Raw genomic sequence first — 19,339 nt, 5'->3', positions numbered from 1 at the left:
ACAAACTATTGTACATCATCAAAATTCCTGCGATTATACAGTTTTTTTGGTCTATTTAATCCAGATAAGCGAAAAATTCCAAAAATTACTGTATTTTCGCAGGAATTTGCTCCTTAGCCATCTATTCGGGCCAAAGTTCCTGTATTTTTGCAGCTTTTTCGCAAAAGCAATCTGCCGGAAGACTTGGGGGTTAAAGGCGGGTTGAGCGGCGGACCGGAGACGGATAGACAAAAGATGGGGCGCACTGGCGGACCGGAGACGGATAGACAAAAGACGGAGCGCACTGGCAGAACGGAGACGGATAGCGAAAGACGGGGCGCACTGGCGGACCGGAGACGGATAGACAAAAGATGGGGCACCGGCGGACGGGCGACGAATTGACGGAAGGCGCGGACGGTTAAACAGAGGCAAAGAGGAAGTGAGTTTTATACTTACTCAAAGAAACCCGGCACAGCGGCAGCCGGGTTTCAAGCGTTTCAGACGTTTCTTCGGATTTCAGGCGTTTCGGCGTTTCTTATGAAGGGTTGTATTTTGTGAAGAGTTGTATTTCGAAAATGATTCGCTCCGGCCTTTCTTCACCCACTCCGCTATTTGTATCGTGCGGCGGGCCTGATGCTTCGCGGCATCCAGCACTTTCCCGGCGAACGTGCCGTCATTGTTGACCGTCGCGCTCGTTCCGTACGGATTGTCCCCTGCAGCGTAAATGGCATTGTCCGGATAACCCGGACGCTCACAATCGTTCAGCGCGCGCATCGGCCTCTTCCGCCCGGCGCCGCGCTTCCAGATCGTCGGTATCCGCCCGTTCCTCCGCGAATTCGACATCTTCGTACTTCCCGACCGGCAGCCGCTCGGACGCTGCGCGCTCCCGCTTGTTCGGCCGTTTGCCGCCGCTTGCTTTTCCGTCAGCCATCTGCAAACCCTCCCTTCCTGACGACCATTAAGCCCAATCAGGCTTAGGATGAACTTGACCGCTCATCCTTATTCAACCGGCTCGCATGCGGCGGTTTCCGACGATCCGCGGCCGGAAACGCAAAACAGGGCTGCCTTGCAAGCGGATCGATTCCGCTTGCAAGGCAGCCCTTCCGTTCGAAGACGGTTCAGTCGCCTCGAAACGCTCTTCTCATTTTATCGAGCAGCGTCTCATGCTGCTCGTTCGTTTTTCGCCGGCCAGCCCGGCAAACTGCCGAAGCAGCTCCTTCTGCTCTTCGGTCAAGGACGTCGGCGTCACCACCGTCACCTTGACGTGCTGATCGCCCTGACCGTATCCGCGCAGCCGGGGGACGCCCTTGCCCTTCAGCCGGAAGTAGGTGCCCGTCTGCGTACCGGCCGGAATTTTCAGCTTCACCTTCCCCGTCAGCGTCGGAATTTCGATCTCGTCGCCGAGCGCGGCCTGCGTGAATGTCAGCGGCACTTCGCAATAGATATCGTCGCCTTCGCGCTCGAAGAACTCGTGAGGCTTCACCCGGATGACGATATACAGATCGCCGGCCGGGCCGCCGCGCAGACCGCCTTCCCCTTCGCCGCTAAGCCGAATTTGAGCTCCGTCGTCGACGCCTGCCGGAATGCGCACATGAATCCGGCGCTGCTTCTTCACCCTGCCTGAGCCGTGACAGGTTCCGCAGCGCTCCTTGATGACCCGCCCGGTGCCGCCGCAGTTCGAACAGGAACGGCGGTTCACCATGCGGCCGAACGGCGTATTTTGCACCACTTCCTGCTGTCCGGTGCCGCGGCATACCGAGCACGTTTCCGGTCTCGTGCCCGGCTTGGCTCCGGAACCGTGACACGTATCGCAAGATTCGGTCCGCGGAATCGTGATTTCGGCCTCTTTGCCGAACACCGCTTCTTTGAATTCAATGGTCATCGTATATTGAAGGTCGTTGCCGCGCTGCGGGGCATTCGGATCGCGCCTTCCCCCGCCGCCGAAAAACATGTCGAAAATATCGCCGAAACCGCCGAAATCCGCGCCGGAGAAGCCGCCTCCGCCGCCGAATCCCTGATTCGGATCGATATGTCCGTACCTGTCGTACGTCGCGCGTTTCTGATCGTCGGAGAGTACGTCGTACGCTTCCTTGATTTCCTTGAACTTCGCCTCGGCATCCGGCGCCTTGTTCACGTCCGGATGGTATTGGCGGGCCAGCTTCCGGTACGCTTTCTTGATCTCGTCGGCGCTCGCGTCCTTGCTGACGCCAAGCACCTCGTAATAATCCCGCTTATCTGCCAACCTTCTCTCACCCCCACTGCTAATGCCGTTCATGCGCCGCAAGCGCGACAGAGGTCAAAGCCAGGCCACGCCTGTCTTTGACCTCCCGCCCGATCAGTCTTATTTCTTGTCGTCGACTACTTCGTAGTCGGCGTCAACTACGTTGTCTTTGCCTTTGGCAGATCCTTCCTGCCCGTCCTGAGCGCCTGCGCCGCCGTTAGCCTGAGCCTGCTGCGCTGCCTGCTCATACAGCTTGACGGACAACTGCTGAACGACATCGGTCAGCTCTTCGCTGGCTTTTTTGATTTCGTCCAGATTGTCGGTTTCGAGCGCTTTTTTCAATTTCTCTTTCGCGTCTTCGGCCTTTTGCTTCTCGGCGGCGTCGACTTTGTCGCCAAGGTCCTTCAGCGTCTTGTCGACCGTATACACGAGCTGGTCGCCGTTGTTTTTGGCTTCTACCAGTTCACGGCGCTTCTTGTCTTCTTCGGCGTGAAGCTCCGCATCTTTCATCATTCTTTCGATTTCCTCTTCGGTCAGGCCGCTGGAGGACGTAATCGTAATTTTCTGGCTCTTGCCGGTTCCTTTATCGAGCGCCGACACGTTGACGATACCGTTGGCGTCGATATCGAATGTAACCTCGATTTGCGGAACGCCGCGCGGAGCCGGCGGAATATCGCCAAGAATGAACCGTCCGAGCGTTTTATTGTCGCGCGCCATCGAACGTTCGCCCTGCAGGACGTGAATTTCGACGCTCGTCTGATTGTCGGCGTACGTCGAGAAAATTTGCGATTTGCTCGTCGGAATCGTCGTGTTCCGTTCGATCATCTTCGTAAATACGCCCCCGGCCGTCTCGATGCCGAGCGACAGCGGCGTTACGTCAAGCAATACGACGTCTTTGACGTCGCCGGTCAGCACGCCCGCTTGCACGGCAGCGCCAAGCGCCACGACCTCGTCCGGGTTGACGCCCTTGTGCGGCTCCTTGCCGATCAGCTTCTTGATCGCTTCCTGAACCGCCGGGATGCGCGTCGAACCGCCGACGAGGACAACTTTGTCAATGTCGCTGGGCGACAAGCCCGCATCGCTGAGCGCCTGACGAGTCGGTCCGAGCGTACGTTCCACCAGATGGGCGGACAGCTCCTCGAATTTCGCGCGGCTCAGGTTCATTTCCAGGTGCTGCGGCACACCGTCCACCATCGTAATGAACGGCAGCGAAATCGTCGTCGTCAGCACGCCGGACAGTTCTTTTTTCGCTTTCTCCGCGGCATCCTTCAGACGCTGTACGGCAGCCTTGTCCTTGGACAGGTCGACGCCGTGCTCCTTCTTGAACTCGCTCACGAGGTAATCGATGATGACCTGGTCGAAGTCATCCCCGCCGAGATGGTTGTCGCCGCTCGTTGCCTTCACTTCGAAAAAGCCGTCGCCGAGCTCGAGAATCGAAACGTCGAACGTGCCGCCGCCAAGGTCGTAGACGAGAATCGTCTGATCCTCGGCTTTGTCCAGACCGTAAGCGAGCGCCGCCGCCGTCGGTTCGTTGACGATACGCAGCACTTCAAGACCGGCGATTTTGCCGGCATCTTTCGTTGCCTGACGCTGGCTGTCGTTGAAATAGGCCGGAACCGTAATGACCGCCTGGGTTACGGGCTGTCCCAGGTACGCTTCCGCATCGGATTTCAACTTCTGCAAAATAATCGCCGAAATTTCCTGCGGCGTATATTCTTTGCCGTCGATCGATACTTTATGGTTCGTCCCCATGTGGCGCTTGATGGAAATGATGGTGCGGTCCGGATTCGTAATCGCCTGACGCTTGGCAGTTTCGCCTACGATCCGCTCTCCGTCCTTCTTGAAGCCGACGACCGACGGCGTCGTCCGTCCCCCCTCCGGGTTCGGAATGACGACCGCTTCGCCGCCTTCCATGACCGCCACGCAGGAGTTGGTCGTGCCAAGGTCGATGCCAATCACTTTGCCCATTCCTGTATTCCTCCTTTGAACATGAAAGCCGCAGCGCAAGGTGCGGCAAATTCTCTATCAGCTGCTCACCTTGACCATCGAAGGCCGCAGCACTTTGTCTTTCAGCATGTATCCTTTTTGCAGTTCTTCCACTATAATGCCTTCCTCATGCTCCTCCGATTCCACCTGCATAACCGCCTGATGAAATTCGGGGTTGAACGGTTCGCCGACAGCCGGGATCGGCTTCAGCCCCTGCTCGGCCAGCACCTTGTCCAACTGCCGGAAAATCATGTCGACACCTTTGGCGAGCGAATCGAAATCGCTGTTTTCCTTGGCGGCCGTAATCGCCCGTTCGAAATTGTCCACGACAGGAAGAAGCTCTCCCACCAGCTTCATCGTCGCGTATTGGGCCAACTCTTCCTTCTCCTTCATCGTCCGGCGGCGGAAATTGTCAAAATCCGCCTGCGCCCGCAGCAAACGCTGACGGGAGTCTTCCAGCTGCTTCTCCAGTTCGGCCAGACGGGGATCTTCATCCTCCGCCGCCCGGTCCGCATCGGCTTCGCCGTCACCGCCGGCATTCGCTGCTTCGCTCTCACCGCCGGCATTCGCCGCCTCGGATGCAGCTTCCGCGCGTTCTTCCGCAGCTTCTTCCGCCTGTTCCGGTGAATGCTCGTTGTTCATATCTGCTTGCTGTTCCTCGGTTATATTTTCTTTCGTATTCACGAATGCTTCACCTCCTTGCCATTATCCGGCGCTTCGCGGAAGACCGTTATTTGTACCATCTTGCCATCAATACGGCCAAGTCTTTGGACAGCACATCCAGCAGGCTGATCACCTTGCCGTATTCCATGCGCGTCGGTCCCAAAATGCCGATCGTGCCGAGCGATTGCCCGTCGATGGAGAACGTCGCCGTAATGAGGCTGCAGTTGTTGATCGCCTCGTGCTCGTTCTCCGTCCCGATCCGCACTTGAATGCCTGCGGGAAGATCGGCGAACAGCTTCATGATGGTCGGCGTTTCTTCCAGCAGGTCGAGCAGCGTCTTCACTTTGTCCACATCTTTAAATTCCGGCTGCGTCAAAATATTCGTCGTACCGCTCAGGAAGACCCGATTGCCCTCGCCCTCCTTGAGCACCCCCGTCAGCACGTCGATCATCCGCTCGCAGTGAGCGGCATAACGGCTCAACTCTTCACCGACCTCCGAGAACAGCTTCGAGCGCAGCTGCACGAGAGGAACTCCCGCCAGCTTGGCGTTCAGGATGTTGACGATTCTCTCCATATCCGACATGCTCATATCGGACGGAATCGAAACCGTCGTGTTCTCGACATGGCCGGTGCTGGTCACGATGATCGCCACAGCCGTATCCTCGTTGAGCGGCACCAGCTGAAAATGCTTCAACGTCGTGTTGAACGTTTCCGGGCCGAGAAAAATCGAGGTGTAGTTCGTCAAATTGGACAGAATCATGGCCGCATGCTGGGTGACCTGCTCCATCCCTCTCATCTTCTCCGCAATGTATGAGCGGAGCAGCTTCAATTCGTGTTCGTTCACGTCGCCAAGCTTCACGAGGTGATCGACATAGTAGCGATAGCCTTTAATGGAAGGTACTCGTCCCGCTGACGTATGCGGCTGCTCCAAAAAGCCGAGTTCCTCCAGATCGGCCATTTCATTGCGAATCGTTGCCGCGCTGTAACCGACATCGCCGCGCTTCGAAATGCTCCGCGAACCGACCGGCTCGGCGGAGCGGATGTAATCGTCCACGATAGCATTCAAAATCATGCGCTGCCGTTCCGTCAGCATCCGTATCCCTCCTGTGCCCGACAGTCGTCACATTCGTAGGCGACCGATTTCCTGAATCGTCGTTAGCACTCTTGGTTGGTGAGTGCTAATCATTACTACAAAAATACCAAACTGACTTGCCGATTGTCAAGTCAGTTCAGCGTTTTAGAACGGCGATTTCGTCGCAGCAATGCTGTTTCGGGCAGTTGACGCAATCGGTCCATACTTTTCCGGAAAATTTCCTTGTCGACGACCTGGAAGCCGTTTCGCTCAAAAAATCGCACTTCGTACGTGAGCGCCATCACTTTGCCGATGTTCTGTTCTTTCGCTTGCTCGATCAGGCGGTCTACCAGCTTGCTGCCGATTCCTTGTCCCTTGTATCCTTCCGATATGCCGAGCGAGCGAATTTCGACAAGATCGTCTCCGAGCTTGCACAGCGACCCGCAGCCGACGACCTCGCCGTCGATCTCCGCCACGACGAACGTGCCGATCTGCCGCTGCAGCGTTTCTTTCGATCGCGGCAGCATAATTCCTTTCTCCGCATAACCTTTGATTAATTCATATAACGTGTCGACATCTTCCGCTGTCGCCTTCCGGCACACCGCCTGCGCCTGCATTCCGATCGTCTCCTTCATCCGGTGTCTGCTTTGTGAATATGAATAAATATACACTACACCGAATGAATCCTCAAGAGTAAAATGTCCGGCGCTAGTCGAGAAATGCGCCGAACACCTCGTTGCCGAACAGTACGCCGCGGTCGGTCAACCGGAACCCGCCGTCTTCCGTCCTCTCGATCAGCCCGTCTTGCAGCAGCTTTTCGATTGTCGTCCCGAATGTTTCCTCGATCGTCTTGCCCGGGAACTGGGCGGCAAAATCGGCGGAACGAACGCCGGACAGCATGCGCAGACCGACCATCATAAAATCTTCCATCGCCTCGTCCTCCGGCACCGTATGCGTTTCAAGCAGCGGCAGCCCGGACTTTGTCGCCTCGATGTAGGGGGTGATGCCCTTCAGGTTGACGTGACGCACGCCATTAGCATAACCGTGCGCGCCCGCCCCGAGCCCGTAGTACGGTTCGTTGCGCCAATACGTTATATTGTGGCGGCATTCCTTGCCGGGCAAGGCGAAATTGCTGATCTCGTAGTGGCCGTAGCCGGCCGCCTTCAGCCGGTCGATCAGGAGCAAATACATCGCCAGCTCCTCGTCCTCGGTCGGCAGCGGCAGCTCGTTGCGCTCGTACAGCTTGTGGAACAGCGTATTTTCCTCCACCTTCAGGCTGTAGAGCGAGTAATGAGGAAGGCGAAGCGCAAGCGCCCGCTCGACGCTGTCCTCGAGCAGCCCGACCGTCTGCCCCGGCAGCCCGAACATCAGGTCGATCGACAGGTTCGCAAAGCCCGTTTCCCGCGCCAGCTCGATGCTCCGGTATACGTCCTCCACGTTATGGATGCGGCCGATCCGCTCAAGCAAGCCGTTGTCGAACGACTGGACCCCGAAGCTGATCCGGTTGACGCCGCCGGCCCTCATCGCCTCCAGCTTGTCCTTGTCGGTCGTTCCCGGATTCGCCTCCATTGAAAATTCCGCATCCCGGGCAAGCGGAAAGTGGCGGCGGACGGAGGCAAGGAACCGTTCCATCTGTGCGGGCGCAAGCACGGTCGGCGTTCCGCCGCCGACGAAAACGGTGTCGATCGTTTCGGGCGGAATCCGTCTGACCGTTTCCGCCATTTCCCGCTCCAGGGCGTCCAGATAATCGTCAACCGGCTGGCCGTTCAGCACATAGGACGTAAAATCGCAGTAGTGGCACTTGTTCGTGCAGAACGGAATGTGAATGTACAGCGCACGGGGAGATGAGTACCGCATCGGTCAATCCTCGTCGATCTTCAGCACCGCCATGAACGCTTCCTGCGGCACTTCCACGCTTCCGACCTGTTTCATCCGCTTCTTGCCTTCCTTCTGCTTCTCCAGCAGCTTCCGCTTCCGGCTGATGTCGCCGCCGTAGCATTTGGCGAGCACGTTTTTGCGCATCGCCTTGACGGTTTCGCGCGCGATAACCTTCGAGCCGATCGACGCCTGCACCGGCACCTCGAACATTTGGCGCGGGATGAGCTCCTTCAGCTTCTCGCATACCGCCCTTCCGCGCTGATAGGCGCGGTCGCGGTGAACGATGACGGAAAGCGCATCGACCTGCTCGCCGTTCAGCAAAATGTCCATTTTCACCAGATTGGACTTGCGGTAACCCGACATCTCGTAGTCGAACGAAGCGTAGCCTTTCGTGCTCGACTTCAGCTGGTCGAAGAAATCGTAGACGATTTCCGACAGCGGCAGTTCGTACGTAATCGTCACCCGGTTCGTGTCCAGATACTCCATGTTGACAAACTCTCCGCGCCGGCTCTGGCACAGTTCCATAATGGCTCCGACGTAGTCGTTCGGCACGATGATCGACGCCTTGACGTACGGCTCCTCGACATGATCGATTTTGCCCGTCTCCGGATAGTTCGACGGATTGTCGATCTCGATGACATCTCCGTTCGTCAGCTGCACCTTGTAGATGACGCTCGGCGCCGTCGTAATGAGCGGAATGTTGAACTCGCGCTCGATCCGTTCCTGAATGATCTCCATATGGAGAAGACCGAGAAATCCGCAGCGGAACCCGAAGCCGAGCGCCGTCGACGTCTCCGGCTCGAAGCGGAGGGAGGCGTCGTTCAGCTCCAGCTTCTCGAGCGCCTCGCGCAATCCGTTGTAATCCTTCGATTCGATCGGATACAGGCCGCAGAATACCATCGGATTGCTGCGGCGGTAGCCGGGCAGCGGCTCCGGCGCCGGCCGCTTCGCGTCGGTGACCGTATCCCCGACCCGCGTATCCTTCACATTTTTGATGCCGGCTACGATAAAGCCGACATCGCCGACCGACAGCTCGTCGACGATCGTCATGCGGGGCTTGAACGTCCCGACCTCGATCACTTCGAATTCGGCGCCCGTCGCCATGAAGCGGATCCGCTTGCCCGACCGGATGCTGCCGTCGACGACGCGCACATAGACGATGACGCCCTTGTACGGATCGTAATGGGAATCGAAAATAAGCGCCTTGAGCGGCGCATCGGGATCGCCGCTCGGCGCGGGCACCTTGGCCACGACCTGCTCCAAAATTTCCTTGATGCCGATGCCGGCTTTGGCCGATGCCAGCACCGCCTCGCTCGCGTCGAGGCCGATAACGTCCTCGATCTCCTGCTTGACCCGCTCCGGCTCCGCGCTTGGCAGATCGATCTTGTTGATCACAGGCAAAATTTCCAGATTGTTGTCGAGCGCCAGATAGACGTTCGCCAGCGTCTGGGCCTCGATGCCCTGCGCAGCATCCACAACGAGCAGCGCGCCTTCGCAGGCAGCCAAACTGCGGGATACTTCATAAGTAAAATCGACGTGTCCGGGCGTGTCGATCAAATGCAAAATATATTCCTCGCCATCGTCGGCACGGTAATTCAGACGCACCGCCTGCAGCTTGATCGTAATGCCGCGCTCCCGCTCCAGATCCATCGAATCGAGCACCTGCTCCTGCATCTCGCGTGACGTGAGCGCGCCCGTATATTCCAGGATCCGGTCCGCCAATGTCGATTTGCCGTGGTCGATATGGGCGATAATTGAAAAGTTGCGTATTTTGTTCTGCCGGTCACGAACGTCCGTCATGCCTTACCCCCACTAAATCCATAAATGCCAATCATTCCATTATTATAGCAGTTCGAGGGGGCACCAGCAATGAGAAGACCGGCGGTCGGGAACGGACCGTATCCCGGCGCATACGGCCGCCGGGACGGCATCGCGGCCGGCGGACGTCAGCGCGTAACGGAATCGAACAGCGCCACGATGAACCGGATGCCGCCGCTCGTAACCGACTGCAGAAAGCCGGCCGCGCCGTCGGCGACCCGGTTGACCGAAGGCTCGTAAGTCGTGCGGGGGATGCCGGGCAGCCGCTCTTCGCGGTAGTCCGTCCGCTCCACCGTCCCGCTCGGTTCCCCGGCAGTCTGCTCATCCGCCGCCGGCCCGGACCGCTCCGCGCCCGGACCGTTCGCCGCGTTCTCATCCGCATCCGGCCGGTCCGCCACATAGAGGGGGCTGCCGTTCTCCACCGGCCCGTAAATGCGCTCGATGCCCGTCGACGCCGCCTCGATGCCGTACAGCACCAGAAACGCGATCGCGCCGCCGATCACCGCCCATTTCCACGCTTCTTTCCGCCTCATGATCTCATCCTCCTTATCGAGCTTCGTCAAGATTCGGGCTGCGAATGAAGAGCTCCGCCTCAGTTGCGGGCAGCCGCGTCGACCTTCTCCGCATCCCAATACAGATCCGCAATCACTTGCGCCAGCGCGTCCGCCGTCCGGTACGATTCCTCAAGCGTATTGTCGACGCCGCCGATTTCGATCAGCACGCTGTTCGACGACAGCGACTGGTTGTATTCGGCGTTGCCGGATGCCGCCGTCTTGCCCCATATCCCGCGCGAAATGCCGGGATACTTCTGTTCGATCGCGTCGTGAATCCGGGCGGCAAATTTTTCGTTCTCCCGCCAGTGCGGATTCCGGTGCCCGATGATGAAATAGACCTGGGCGTAATCTTTGCCGTTAATCGTCACAGTCGTATGCTTGCGGCGGTTCGCATCGCGGTGAATATCGAAGAAAAACGTCAAATCGCTGTTGGCCGCCATCGCTTCCTTGACCGTTTTCATCGAATACTTGTACAGCAGCTCCCACCGGTAATCCGGTATCGTCGTCGGATAATCGGTATCCGAATGGAGGGCGCCGATGCCGTATTCCTCGAGCTTTTTGGCCAGCCGTTTGCCGACGAGCGTAATATTTTTCGTGCTGGAATTCGGATCTTTCGTGTTGCCGCCCAGCTCCGGATACCACGATTCCCGGTTATGGGTATGGTAGATAAAGACGACCTTGCGTCCGCCTGTCGACTGCTTATCCGGCTGTTCCGGTCCGGCCCCGTTCTTATCCGGTTCATCCGGTTCGACTTCGTCCGGCGGTTCCCCGTCCGGTCCTTCGCTTGCGTCTCCCGTATCGCCGCCGTTATGATGATCGCCGCCCGAACCTTCAATCGGCTCGTGATCCTCCGGTCCGACCGCAGCGTCGGTTCCTTTGCCGCCCCGAAGCAGAATCGAATCGTTGCCGTTCATGCCCGGCATGGCGCCGGCAAGCAAGCTTTTCGGATCGTTCGGGTTAATATCGGTCAGCATGCGGACCAGAAAAGCGCCGATTTGCTGCTTGGACAGCGATTCGTCCGAACCGCCGCCTTCGAATGCGGGCAGTTCCATTCCCAGCATATCCGCAAAAAAAGCGCTTGATACGGCCGCAGCCAATCCTTTCATCGACGATATGGGCGATGCGGACGACTGCCGGTGAACGGTGCCGGCTATGCCGATCAGCACGAAAAACAGCATCGAGCAAAGAGACAGCACCGCGAACGTTTTGCCCGTAACGAGCAACGAGCGGAGCCGCTCGCTTCCCCGGCCCACATTAAATGTAAAAAAGGTTCGTTTCATCGACTCATCCCCGCTTTCGTGTTGCCTATCTACAGGCTAGTACTACTTTATGAGAATGAGAGAATCGCTAGAACCTTTTTTCTAGTAAAAGTTTCGGAAGTAGATAGAGTCGCGACGAAGCCGCATGCGAAAAAACCGCCCGGACATCGGGCGGCAGGAAGCCGCTTCCGGCGGCGGGCGGTCAGTGGGTATAGGCGGCGACGTTATTGCTGTCGATCGCCTCGTGCAGCGACGCATTGAGTCCGCTGGCGATAATGTTGGCGATGTCTTCGATAAACTGGTCGATCTCTTTCGGCGTTACGAGCAGATCGTGCCCGAGCGGAGCGAGCACTTCCTTGACGAAACGGAGCCGTTCGTTGTCCTCCATCTGGTTCATCATGCCGAATATTTTGTCGGTGTCGCCGTTATGGGATTGAATATGCCGCTGCATCATTTCCATCGTATTGTTCACGATCGTCGAAGCGTAGACGACGGTCGGAACGCCGATCGCGATAATCGGAATGCCGAGAATTTCCTTCGTCAACCCTCGCCGTTTGTTGCCGATGCCCGATCCGGGATGGATGCCCGTGTCGGCAATCTGGATCGTCGTGTTGACGCGCTCCAGCGCCTTCGAGGCCAGCGCGTCGATCGCAATGACGACGTCGGGCTTCGTCCGCTCCACGATGCCCTGCACGATTTCGCTCGACTCGATGCCGGTCGTGCCCATGACGCCGGGCGCGACCGCGCTGACCGAACGGTAGCCGGGCGCGACCTGATCGGGCATCAGCTCGAAGTAGTGCCGCGTCACCATTACATTTTCGACGACAAGCGGTCCGAGCGCATCCGGCGTCACATTCCAGTTGCCCAAGCCGACGATCAAAATTTTGGCCGTACGTCCGACCCCGATCCGCTCCAGGAACGCTTCGAATTCCTGGGATACTTTCGTGGCGACGCGGTTCTGCAATTCCGTATCGCCGGAACGCAGGCCGGGCACTTCGATCGTGACATAGTTGCCGATCATTTTGCCGATGGCACGGGCTCCCTGCTCGTTTTCCACCTGCAATTTGGTGACGATAATGCCGTCTTCTTCGTCCGTTTGCGCCTGGACGCCGGGTATCGGCTTTCCGCCTCCGGCTTCGGCGATCTCCTTGGCTTCCAGCGCCAAATCGGTGCGGACCGAATATTGCTGCAAATCGAGTTTACTCATCAGGGTTGCGCGCTCCTTCCGGTTTTGCCATTATTGTGCTGCCGCGCGAACCGTTTTATTCGCGGCGCCGGCGCCTGGCGCAACCTTCCGCCGCCTCTTCCGCCGCCTCTTCCGGCGCCTCTTCCGGCTATTGCAATTTGCCCGTACGCATGGTAAACTGTTTCAAGTTGTGTTGGGATGGTCCCGACGTGTTTTCGGTACAGGAGGTGAATGACATGCCAAACATCAAATCCGCTATCAAACGCGTAAAAACGAACGAGAAACGCCGCGCGCTGAACGCGTCGCAAAATCCGCTCTCCGTACGGCGATTAAAGCGGCCGATCAGGCTCTCGCAAGCAACGATCCGGAAGCGGCCAAAGCGGCTCTGATCGTCGCTACGAAGAAGCTCGACAAAGCGGTAACGAAAGGGCTCGTTCACAAAAATGCCGCAGCCCGCAAAAAATCCCGTCTGGCGAAAAAGCTGAACGCTCTTACGGCTCAAGCCTAAGAGAATAATAGCGAAGCGAGCTGCGATCGGATTGCCGCCCGGCGGCGACACATACGCTAACGCAAACGGCTTCACCGTTTTGGGCGGGGAAGCTCGTTTCGGCATATGCCAAACAAACGGCTTCTGCCCTCCCGTGCAGAAGCCGTTTGTTTTTTATCGGTTATGAAAGCAGCCGGCCGACAGCAGAAACAGCTCAAGACCGAGCTCCTTGTCGATCCGTCCCGTCTTCATCCGGTAATCGAGATCGGCCAGAGCCGACAAGAGTTCGCCGAGACGTTCGGCGTTGTAGCGGCGGGCCTTGTCCGCCGCCAGCTTGACCGCATACGGATGCAGGCCGAGCTGCCCGGCCATCTGCTGCGGCGAATACGAATGCCGCTCCAGCTCCTTCACCTGCAGCATAATCCGGTATTGCCGGGCAATGAGCGCGAGCAGCTTGATCGGCTCCTCCCGCCGGCCGAGCAGCCGCCGGTAAAGCCCGAGCGCCTTGTCCGTCTCCATCCCCGCAATATGATCGATCAGCGCAAAGACGTCTTCTTCGACGGTGGAAGCTGTCAACAGCTCCACATCGCCGCGTCCGATCCGGCCCCCGCTGCCGGCATACAGGCACAGCTTGTCCACTTCGCTTGCGAGCTGCTGCATATGGTTGCCCGTGCGGGACAGCAGCAATTCGGCGGCCTCCTCCGATATTTCCCGGTTTTGCTCGGCGGCGCGGCGAACGATCCACTGCTTCAACTCATGCTCGCCAAGCTCCTCGAACGGAATGAGGACGCGGCCGCTCTTGAGCGATTTGACCAGTTTGCGCCGCTCGTCCAGCTTGTCCGCCTGCACAAGAAAGACGATTACGCTCGTTTCCGCCGGGCGCTTCAAATATTCGAGCAGCGCATCGGTCCGGTGCGTTACCTTTCCGTTTTCTTTGCCGCCTGCGGCGAACACCGTCTGGTCTTTGACGAAAATGATTTTCTCGAAACAAAAAACGGCGGCGTCTCCGCTTCGGCTACAACCTCTTCGAGCGGCGTTTCGGCGGTATCCATCTTGACGACGCCTAGCTCCCGCTCGTCCGGCTTAAGCAGCGTTTCTTCCATAAACGCCGCGAACCTCATCATCCGGTAGCGGTCCTTGCCATAAGCAACGTAGACCGGTCTGACGGCGCCGCTCCGTATTTCTTTCATCGCTTCTCTCGCTTCCATTTCGCTCTCCTCTCGACAAACCCCGCTCTCCGGGACGGCACCCGTCAAGTCAACAGAGGGATGAGAGCGTCATAAGCCCCCATCCCCCTGTCCTTGAACATCTATATAAACATTTGCAACGCGGCCCATGGTACCGTCATTGCAAATGGTCATACGACGTCAAGGCTTCGTCGCTGACTTTCATATACTGCAGTATACGCAAATCCGCCCCGAAGTGTGCGAACATCCGGTTATTCCGGCTCAACCGGCGTCTCGGTTTGCTTGACCGGATCGACGGCATAGCGCGAAGGCTCTCCCTTATCCGGCCGCACCTCGTAGTACAGCGTGGCGCTGTCTTCCGACCATTTCAGTTCCCCGACAACGCCGTCTTTGGTTTCGCTGGCGAACAGCAGCGCGCCGCCGTCGGTGGCGTAAATTTTGACCGTGTTGTCGACGACATAAGCTTTGTACGCCCCGTCGTTCGAAACGACCGCGTCGTCGTCGCTTTCCTGCGCTTCGCCGAAACTGGCAATGCCCATTTTATTTTCGTCCGTCACGATAGGAGCCTCGATGTCGGGTTCCATGGAGCCCATCTCGGGTTCCTCCGGTTTGGCGTCCGGTTCGGGCAGCACTTCGCTGGTGTTGCGGTCGGAAGGCGGCACGGCTTGGGTCTGTTTCTTTATCGTTTCGTCTTCCTGATTGCTCATATATCCCGGCGTCGTATCGGGCGCAGCTTGAGGCGCAGCTTGAGGCGCAGCTTCCGGCGCGGACTTGGTTGCGGCTTCGCCGCTGAAGGTCCGGGCCGTATTCCCGGCATCCGCGGCCAGCGGCCTGTCCGCCGATTCCGACGCGCCTGCCGATTCCGACGCGCCTGCCGATTCCGACGCGCCTGCCGATTCCGACGCGTCTGCCGATTCCGACGACGACTTGCTGGCCGAATCGTGAAGCGATGGCGGATCGTACATGACGACAAACAATGCTGCGGCGATTCCGACGGCTGCGAATCCGGACAGCATCTTGAAGGAAATCCGGTCCGTCCAGCCGCGTTTCTGGTCCGCACGGCGCGGAGCGAGCGGTTCCTGCCGCGGTTCCGGCTCGCCAGCGGCCGGCCGTTCCGACGGTTGCTGCTCCCGATCGAGCATCTCCAGCTTCGGCAGGATGGCGTCGACCAGACTGTAAGGAGGCGTAACTTTCGGCAAGCTTTCCAAATCGTTTGACAATCGTTTCAACCGTTCGAGCATATCGGCACATTCAGGGCAATGTCTGGTATGAGTCATCAAGATTTCGGTTTCGCGCTCATCGAGATCGCCGTCAAGCTGACGTTGCATATATTCCATCACCTCTTGACAATTCATCCTCGGACACCACCTTTCTGATAATCTTGAAGCAACGCCTGAAGCTGCTGTCGCGCCCGGAACAAGTAGGATTTTACCGTGTTCAGCGGCAAATCGAGAGAGTCGGCAATTTCGTTATACGAAAAATCCTGCAAGTATCTCAGGACGACGACTGCCCGGTGATGCTCAGGCAGCCTGTCGATTGCGTCCCGGATATCCTTGGCCGCATAAGCCGCAAGCACTTCTTCTTCGACGGTATGTTTTCCCGGAACACCAGTTCGTGCTCGTCAATCGAAACGGTCGGTTTGCTCCGTCTGAACTTGTCGATGCAGATATTGGTCACGATGCGTTGAATCCACGTTTTAAACTGCGCCTTCTCTTCATAGGATCCAATCTTGGTATAAATGCGGATAAGCGCCTCTTGCGCCGCGTCCATCGCGTCCTGCTCGTTGTTCAAAATGTAGAAGGCTGTCCGGTAAACATGCGTTTCGATTTCGCGCAATAGGGTGATTAAAGCGTCGCGATCGCCCTTCTGAGCGGCTCTTATCAGATCCGGCTCCACCAACGAAGGCTCCCCCTCTCTTGCAACCTTATAGACGAAAAGGCTGCTTCATATGTTGCAGTCGATTTATTTATTCCAGTGACATGCGAAATTGAAGTAAAAAAGCCAATACACCACATTAAAGAATAACAAAAAAACAGGGTGCCGTATACCCTGTTCGTTTGCCATAACGGACCATATTTCCCTTTTTTACGGAGCCCGGCCGTCCGGAATAACCGTACGGGCATACAAGCCTGAGCGGGTGACCGCAAACTGCACCTCGCCGTCGCGGTCGGTCCGGAAGATGTGAGGAACCGAAGCCGCCCGCAAGCGGGCCAGCACGTCCGGGTGGGGATGGCCGTACATGTTGTTCCGGCCCGCCGAAATGACGGCGGCGAGCGGCCGCCAGTACGAAAGCCACTGCCCGGACGTCGAATACCGGCTCCCGTGGTGGGCGATTTTCATGACGTCGATATTAGCGGCAGGCCGCCGGACCGTCTCGCCGCCGGCCGCCGCAAGCAGCCGCTCTACCGTGGCGTCGATGTCTCCCGTCAGCAGAAACGTCCGTTCGTACAATTCGAGCAGCAGCACGACGCTGCTCGAATTCTGGTCCTCCTTCACCGGAACCGTTCCGCCCGCCGGAACGGCGGATGCCGGCCACAGAACGGTCACCCGGCTATGCCCGTCCGGCTGCCACGTCTGCCCGCTCGCCGCCCCGTATACGGGGATGCCGCGGTCCAGCGCCAGACGAAACAGCGCGAGCGCTTCCGGAGTCGGCTTCACGGTGCCGTTCCAGAGCAGCCCTTTGACCGGTATCGATTCGACGACGGCCTTAAGGCCGCCGATATGGTCGTGGTCCAGATGCGACAGCACAAGCAGGTCGATTTCCTTCACCCCGCGCTTCATCAGCAGCGGCACGACGACGTCGCGGCCCACCTCAAACGGGTCGTTCCTTGTCCGCCACTCCTCGCCGGGCTTACGGAACGAGACGGTGCCGCCGCCATCGATGAGCAAATGCTTGCCCGAAGGCGTCCGCACGAGCAGCGCATCTCCCTGTCCGACATCGAGCACTTGCAGGCGTGCCGTCCGGTCAAGCCAATCCGGCCAATACGCATAGGCGAGCAGCAAGCCGAGCAGCAGGACGATGCCGGCGCCGGACAGCGGCCGAAGGCGCTTCCGGAAGCAGGCGGGCGCGTCGCTCCGCCGTGCGGCAAAAGGTTCGCCGGCGCTTCCCGCCGGACTGGCGGACCAGGACGCGGGCGCGGGCCCGCTCCAGGCCGCGAGCGGTGCCGTTACCGGATCGGCCGCTTGGCCAGTCGCTGGCGGAATGCCCGGCTCCGCGCCATTCGGCGAATGGACTGCCGCAAGCCCGGGGGCGTTCCTTGGCGAGATGCCGGGCAGCGGTTCTGTGGCCGGACCGGCGGCGAAGGCCGGCCATTCGCGTTCGCCGGATCGGCCGGGCGCCGTGAAACGATCGAATTCGCGGGGCCGTGCGTGCTGCTGGAGCCATACGGTCCGGCCGCCGGGCTCGGGCCGTTCGCGCTGCTCGGGCCATGCGGGCCGGCCGGCGGGCGCGGGCTGTGCGTGCAGCTCGGGCCGCTGCGATGCTATGCCGTTCAAATAAGCGCCCAGCAAGGCGAGCGCCCCGTACCATGCCGCGATCCAAATGACCGGAGGAGTCGCCCATATCGTCTTCAGCGCGCGTGCCTCGGCCAGCAGGCCGACAACTCCGAATGTCAGCCGGTTGCCCCAAACGGCCGGCCAAGCGAACCACTCCGCGCCTGCCGGCCAGATTGCGGCCGCGATGAGCGAAACCGCGCCGAGCGGCATGACGATGGAGCTGATAAACGGCACGAGCAGCAGGTTGGCAAAGAGCGAAAGCAGATGAAACTGGTTGAAATAATAGATGCTGAGCGGAAACGATACCGCCTGCGCGACAATCGTCACGCACGCCAGGTCGATCAGCGGCTGGATCTTGGTCCGGCGCGGCAGCGCGCGGCGCAGCGGAGGCACGCCGACAATCAGACCCGCCGTCACGAGAAACGACAGCTGAAAGCTGACGTTCGCCAGCAAAAACGGGTCCCATATGAGCATCGCCAATGCGGCTGCCGCCAGCACATGCAGGCCGTCCTTGAGCCGTCCCATGCGCGCGGCGACAAGTCCGAGCATGGCCATTATGCCGGCGCGCACGACCGAAGGAGAAGCGCCGGTCAGCAGCACGTAAAGCGGAACGGCGACCAGCAGCGCCGTGAACGTCCGTTCGCGCGTCAGCCGCAGCAGCCGGAGCAGGCCGCCGAGCGCGAACAGAAAGACGGCGACATGCAGGCCGGATATGGCCAGCACATGCGTCAGTCCCAGTTCCGAAAACTGCCGGAACTGCTCGGGGTCGAGGCTCTCGCGAATGCCGAGAACGAGACCTTTCATGTACCCGGCCTGATCGTCCGGGTACAGCTCGTCCATGCGAGCGCCGAGCCAGCCGCGGACGGCGTCCGCGCGTCCGAGCAGCGCGGCGGCGCTCCAGTTTGGGCCGGGCGCCGCGTCGACGGCGCCGATGCCCTCGGCCTTGAGCAGCCAGTGAATGCGCTGGCTGCGGAGATAGCGGCGGTAATCGAACCCGCCGCTGTTGGTGGCGCCGGCCGGCAGCTCCAGCTCGCCGGCCACGCGCACGCGGTCGCCGCGCTGCCAGCGCGCGGCGATGTCACGGTCCGGCTGCGCAGCAAGCCGGACGAGGACGAGCAGGCGCTCGCGCACACGGCGCGGCGCCGCGGCGTCGCTTTCGCGGATGGCGTCCGCCATCACGCGGAAACGAACGCGGTCGCCGTCGATCTCGACCGCGGACACGATCGTCCCCTCCGCTTCGACCGCGAACGAAGCGGACGGGGACGCGCCCTCGGCGGCGGCGAGCAAATCCGGCAGGGCGGTAACGTTCCGTTCGTCCGCCCACATCCGGTGCACCGCCGCCAGCACGAACGCCGCCAGGCAAACGGCGGCAAGCGGACGGGACGCGCGCCCGAGCAGCGCAAGCGCAGCCGCCAGCGCCAGCAGCGCCCCGCACGCCAGCCATACCCCGGCGGCTTCCAGCGAAGCCGCGCACGCGCTTCCCGCGACCCAGCAAGCGGCAAACCATACGAGCGGACGGCGATTCAATTTGCATCCCTCCTTAACGGCGATTCC

At 59.4% G+C, this 19,339-nt stretch carries 12 protein-coding genes and 5 pseudogenes; 1 reads left to right on the top strand and 16 read right to left on the bottom strand.

The window, feature by feature from the left end:
* Positions 1-495 precede the first annotated feature (495 nt).
* The 12 genes and pseudogenes from PACILC2_RS03795 to gpr all read right to left on the bottom strand — a co-directional run bounded on the left by PACILC2_RS03795 (position 496) and on the right by gpr (position 12,637).
* Positions 496-753: a hypothetical protein gene (locus PACILC2_RS03795; protein WP_213527586.1), complete on the bottom strand. Its 258-nt coding sequence runs from the start codon at positions 751-753 to the stop codon at positions 496-498.
* Entirely contained in the window at positions 731-910 is a 180-nt protein-coding gene (locus PACILC2_RS03790) for a YfhD family protein (RefSeq protein ID WP_213527584.1), read from the bottom strand. The genes PACILC2_RS03795 and PACILC2_RS03790 overlap by 23 nt, the downstream gene beginning before the upstream one ends.
* Before the next feature lie 187 nt (positions 911-1,097).
* A pseudogene (dnaJ, locus tag PACILC2_RS03785) lies at positions 1,098-2,221 on the bottom strand (molecular chaperone DnaJ).
* 99 nt (positions 2,222-2,320) lie between these two features.
* Positions 2,321-4,168, bottom strand: coding sequence for a molecular chaperone DnaK (gene dnaK / locus PACILC2_RS03780; protein ID WP_062492328.1), 1,848 nt, complete (start codon positions 4,166-4,168; stop codon positions 2,321-2,323).
* A 57-nt stretch (positions 4,169-4,225) separates the two neighbouring features.
* A complete protein-coding gene (gene grpE, locus PACILC2_RS03775) occupies positions 4,226-4,828 on the bottom strand; it encodes a nucleotide exchange factor GrpE (protein WP_213527596.1) in 603 nt (200 codons plus the stop codon).
* Positions 4,829-4,916: 88 nt separating this feature from the next.
* A complete protein-coding gene (gene hrcA, locus PACILC2_RS03770) occupies positions 4,917-5,942 on the bottom strand; it encodes a heat-inducible transcriptional repressor HrcA (RefSeq protein WP_062492327.1) in 1,026 nt (341 codons plus the stop codon).
* Positions 5,943-6,078: 136 nt separating this feature from the next.
* Positions 6,079-6,538, bottom strand: a pseudogene (locus tag PACILC2_RS03765) (N-acetyltransferase).
* A gap of 91 nt (positions 6,539-6,629) precedes the next feature.
* Entirely contained in the window at positions 6,630-7,778 is a 1,149-nt protein-coding gene (gene hemW, locus PACILC2_RS03760) for a radical SAM family heme chaperone HemW (RefSeq protein ID WP_213527582.1), read from the bottom strand.
* A 3-nt stretch (positions 7,779-7,781) separates the two neighbouring features.
* Positions 7,782-9,599: a translation elongation factor 4 gene (gene lepA, locus PACILC2_RS03755; protein WP_062492325.1), complete on the bottom strand. Its 1,818-nt coding sequence runs from the start codon at positions 9,597-9,599 to the stop codon at positions 7,782-7,784.
* Positions 9,600-9,745: 146 nt separating this feature from the next.
* A complete protein-coding gene (locus PACILC2_RS03750) occupies positions 9,746-10,150 on the bottom strand; it encodes a hypothetical protein (protein ID WP_213527580.1) in 405 nt (134 codons plus the stop codon).
* A gap of 59 nt (positions 10,151-10,209) precedes the next feature.
* Positions 10,210-11,451, bottom strand: coding sequence for a stage II sporulation protein P (gene spoIIP, locus PACILC2_RS03745; RefSeq protein WP_213527577.1), 1,242 nt, complete (start codon positions 11,449-11,451; stop codon positions 10,210-10,212).
* A gap of 181 nt (positions 11,452-11,632) precedes the next feature.
* On the bottom strand, positions 11,633-12,637 hold the full coding sequence (gene gpr, locus PACILC2_RS03740) for a GPR endopeptidase (RefSeq protein ID WP_062492322.1): 1,005 nt from the start codon (positions 12,635-12,637) through the stop codon (positions 11,633-11,635).
* Positions 12,638-12,852: 215 nt separating this feature from the next.
* Between gpr and rpsT the strand changes: the two are divergent.
* Positions 12,853-13,124, top strand: a pseudogene (gene rpsT / locus PACILC2_RS03735) (30S ribosomal protein S20).
* 153 nt (positions 13,125-13,277) lie between these two features.
* On the opposite strand, the pseudogene holA reads toward rpsT, so the two are convergent.
* The 4 genes and pseudogenes from holA to PACILC2_RS03715 form a co-directional block, all read right to left on the bottom strand.
* Positions 13,278-14,206: pseudogene (gene holA / locus PACILC2_RS03730) on the bottom strand (DNA polymerase III subunit delta).
* A 335-nt stretch (positions 14,207-14,541) separates the two neighbouring features.
* Positions 14,542-15,645: an anti-sigma factor family protein gene (locus PACILC2_RS03725; protein ID WP_213527575.1), complete on the bottom strand. Its 1,104-nt coding sequence runs from the start codon at positions 15,643-15,645 to the stop codon at positions 14,542-14,544.
* Positions 15,642-16,189, bottom strand: a pseudogene (locus PACILC2_RS03720) (RNA polymerase sigma factor). Before PACILC2_RS03720 ends, PACILC2_RS03725 begins: the two are co-directional and overlap by 4 nt.
* A 186-nt stretch (positions 16,190-16,375) precedes the next feature.
* Positions 16,376-19,312, bottom strand: coding sequence for a ComEC/Rec2 family competence protein (locus PACILC2_RS03715; protein WP_213527573.1), 2,937 nt, complete (start codon positions 19,310-19,312; stop codon positions 16,376-16,378).
* Between the last annotated feature and the right edge of the window lie 27 nt (positions 19,313-19,339).

Source organism: Paenibacillus cisolokensis, from assembly GCF_018403665.1.
Taxonomy (GTDB): Bacteria; Bacillota; Bacilli; order Paenibacillales; family Paenibacillaceae; genus Paenibacillus_AH; species Paenibacillus_AH cisolokensis.
Note: the sequence above shows the minus strand (reverse complement) of the source record. Positions and strands in the feature narration are given on the sequence as shown.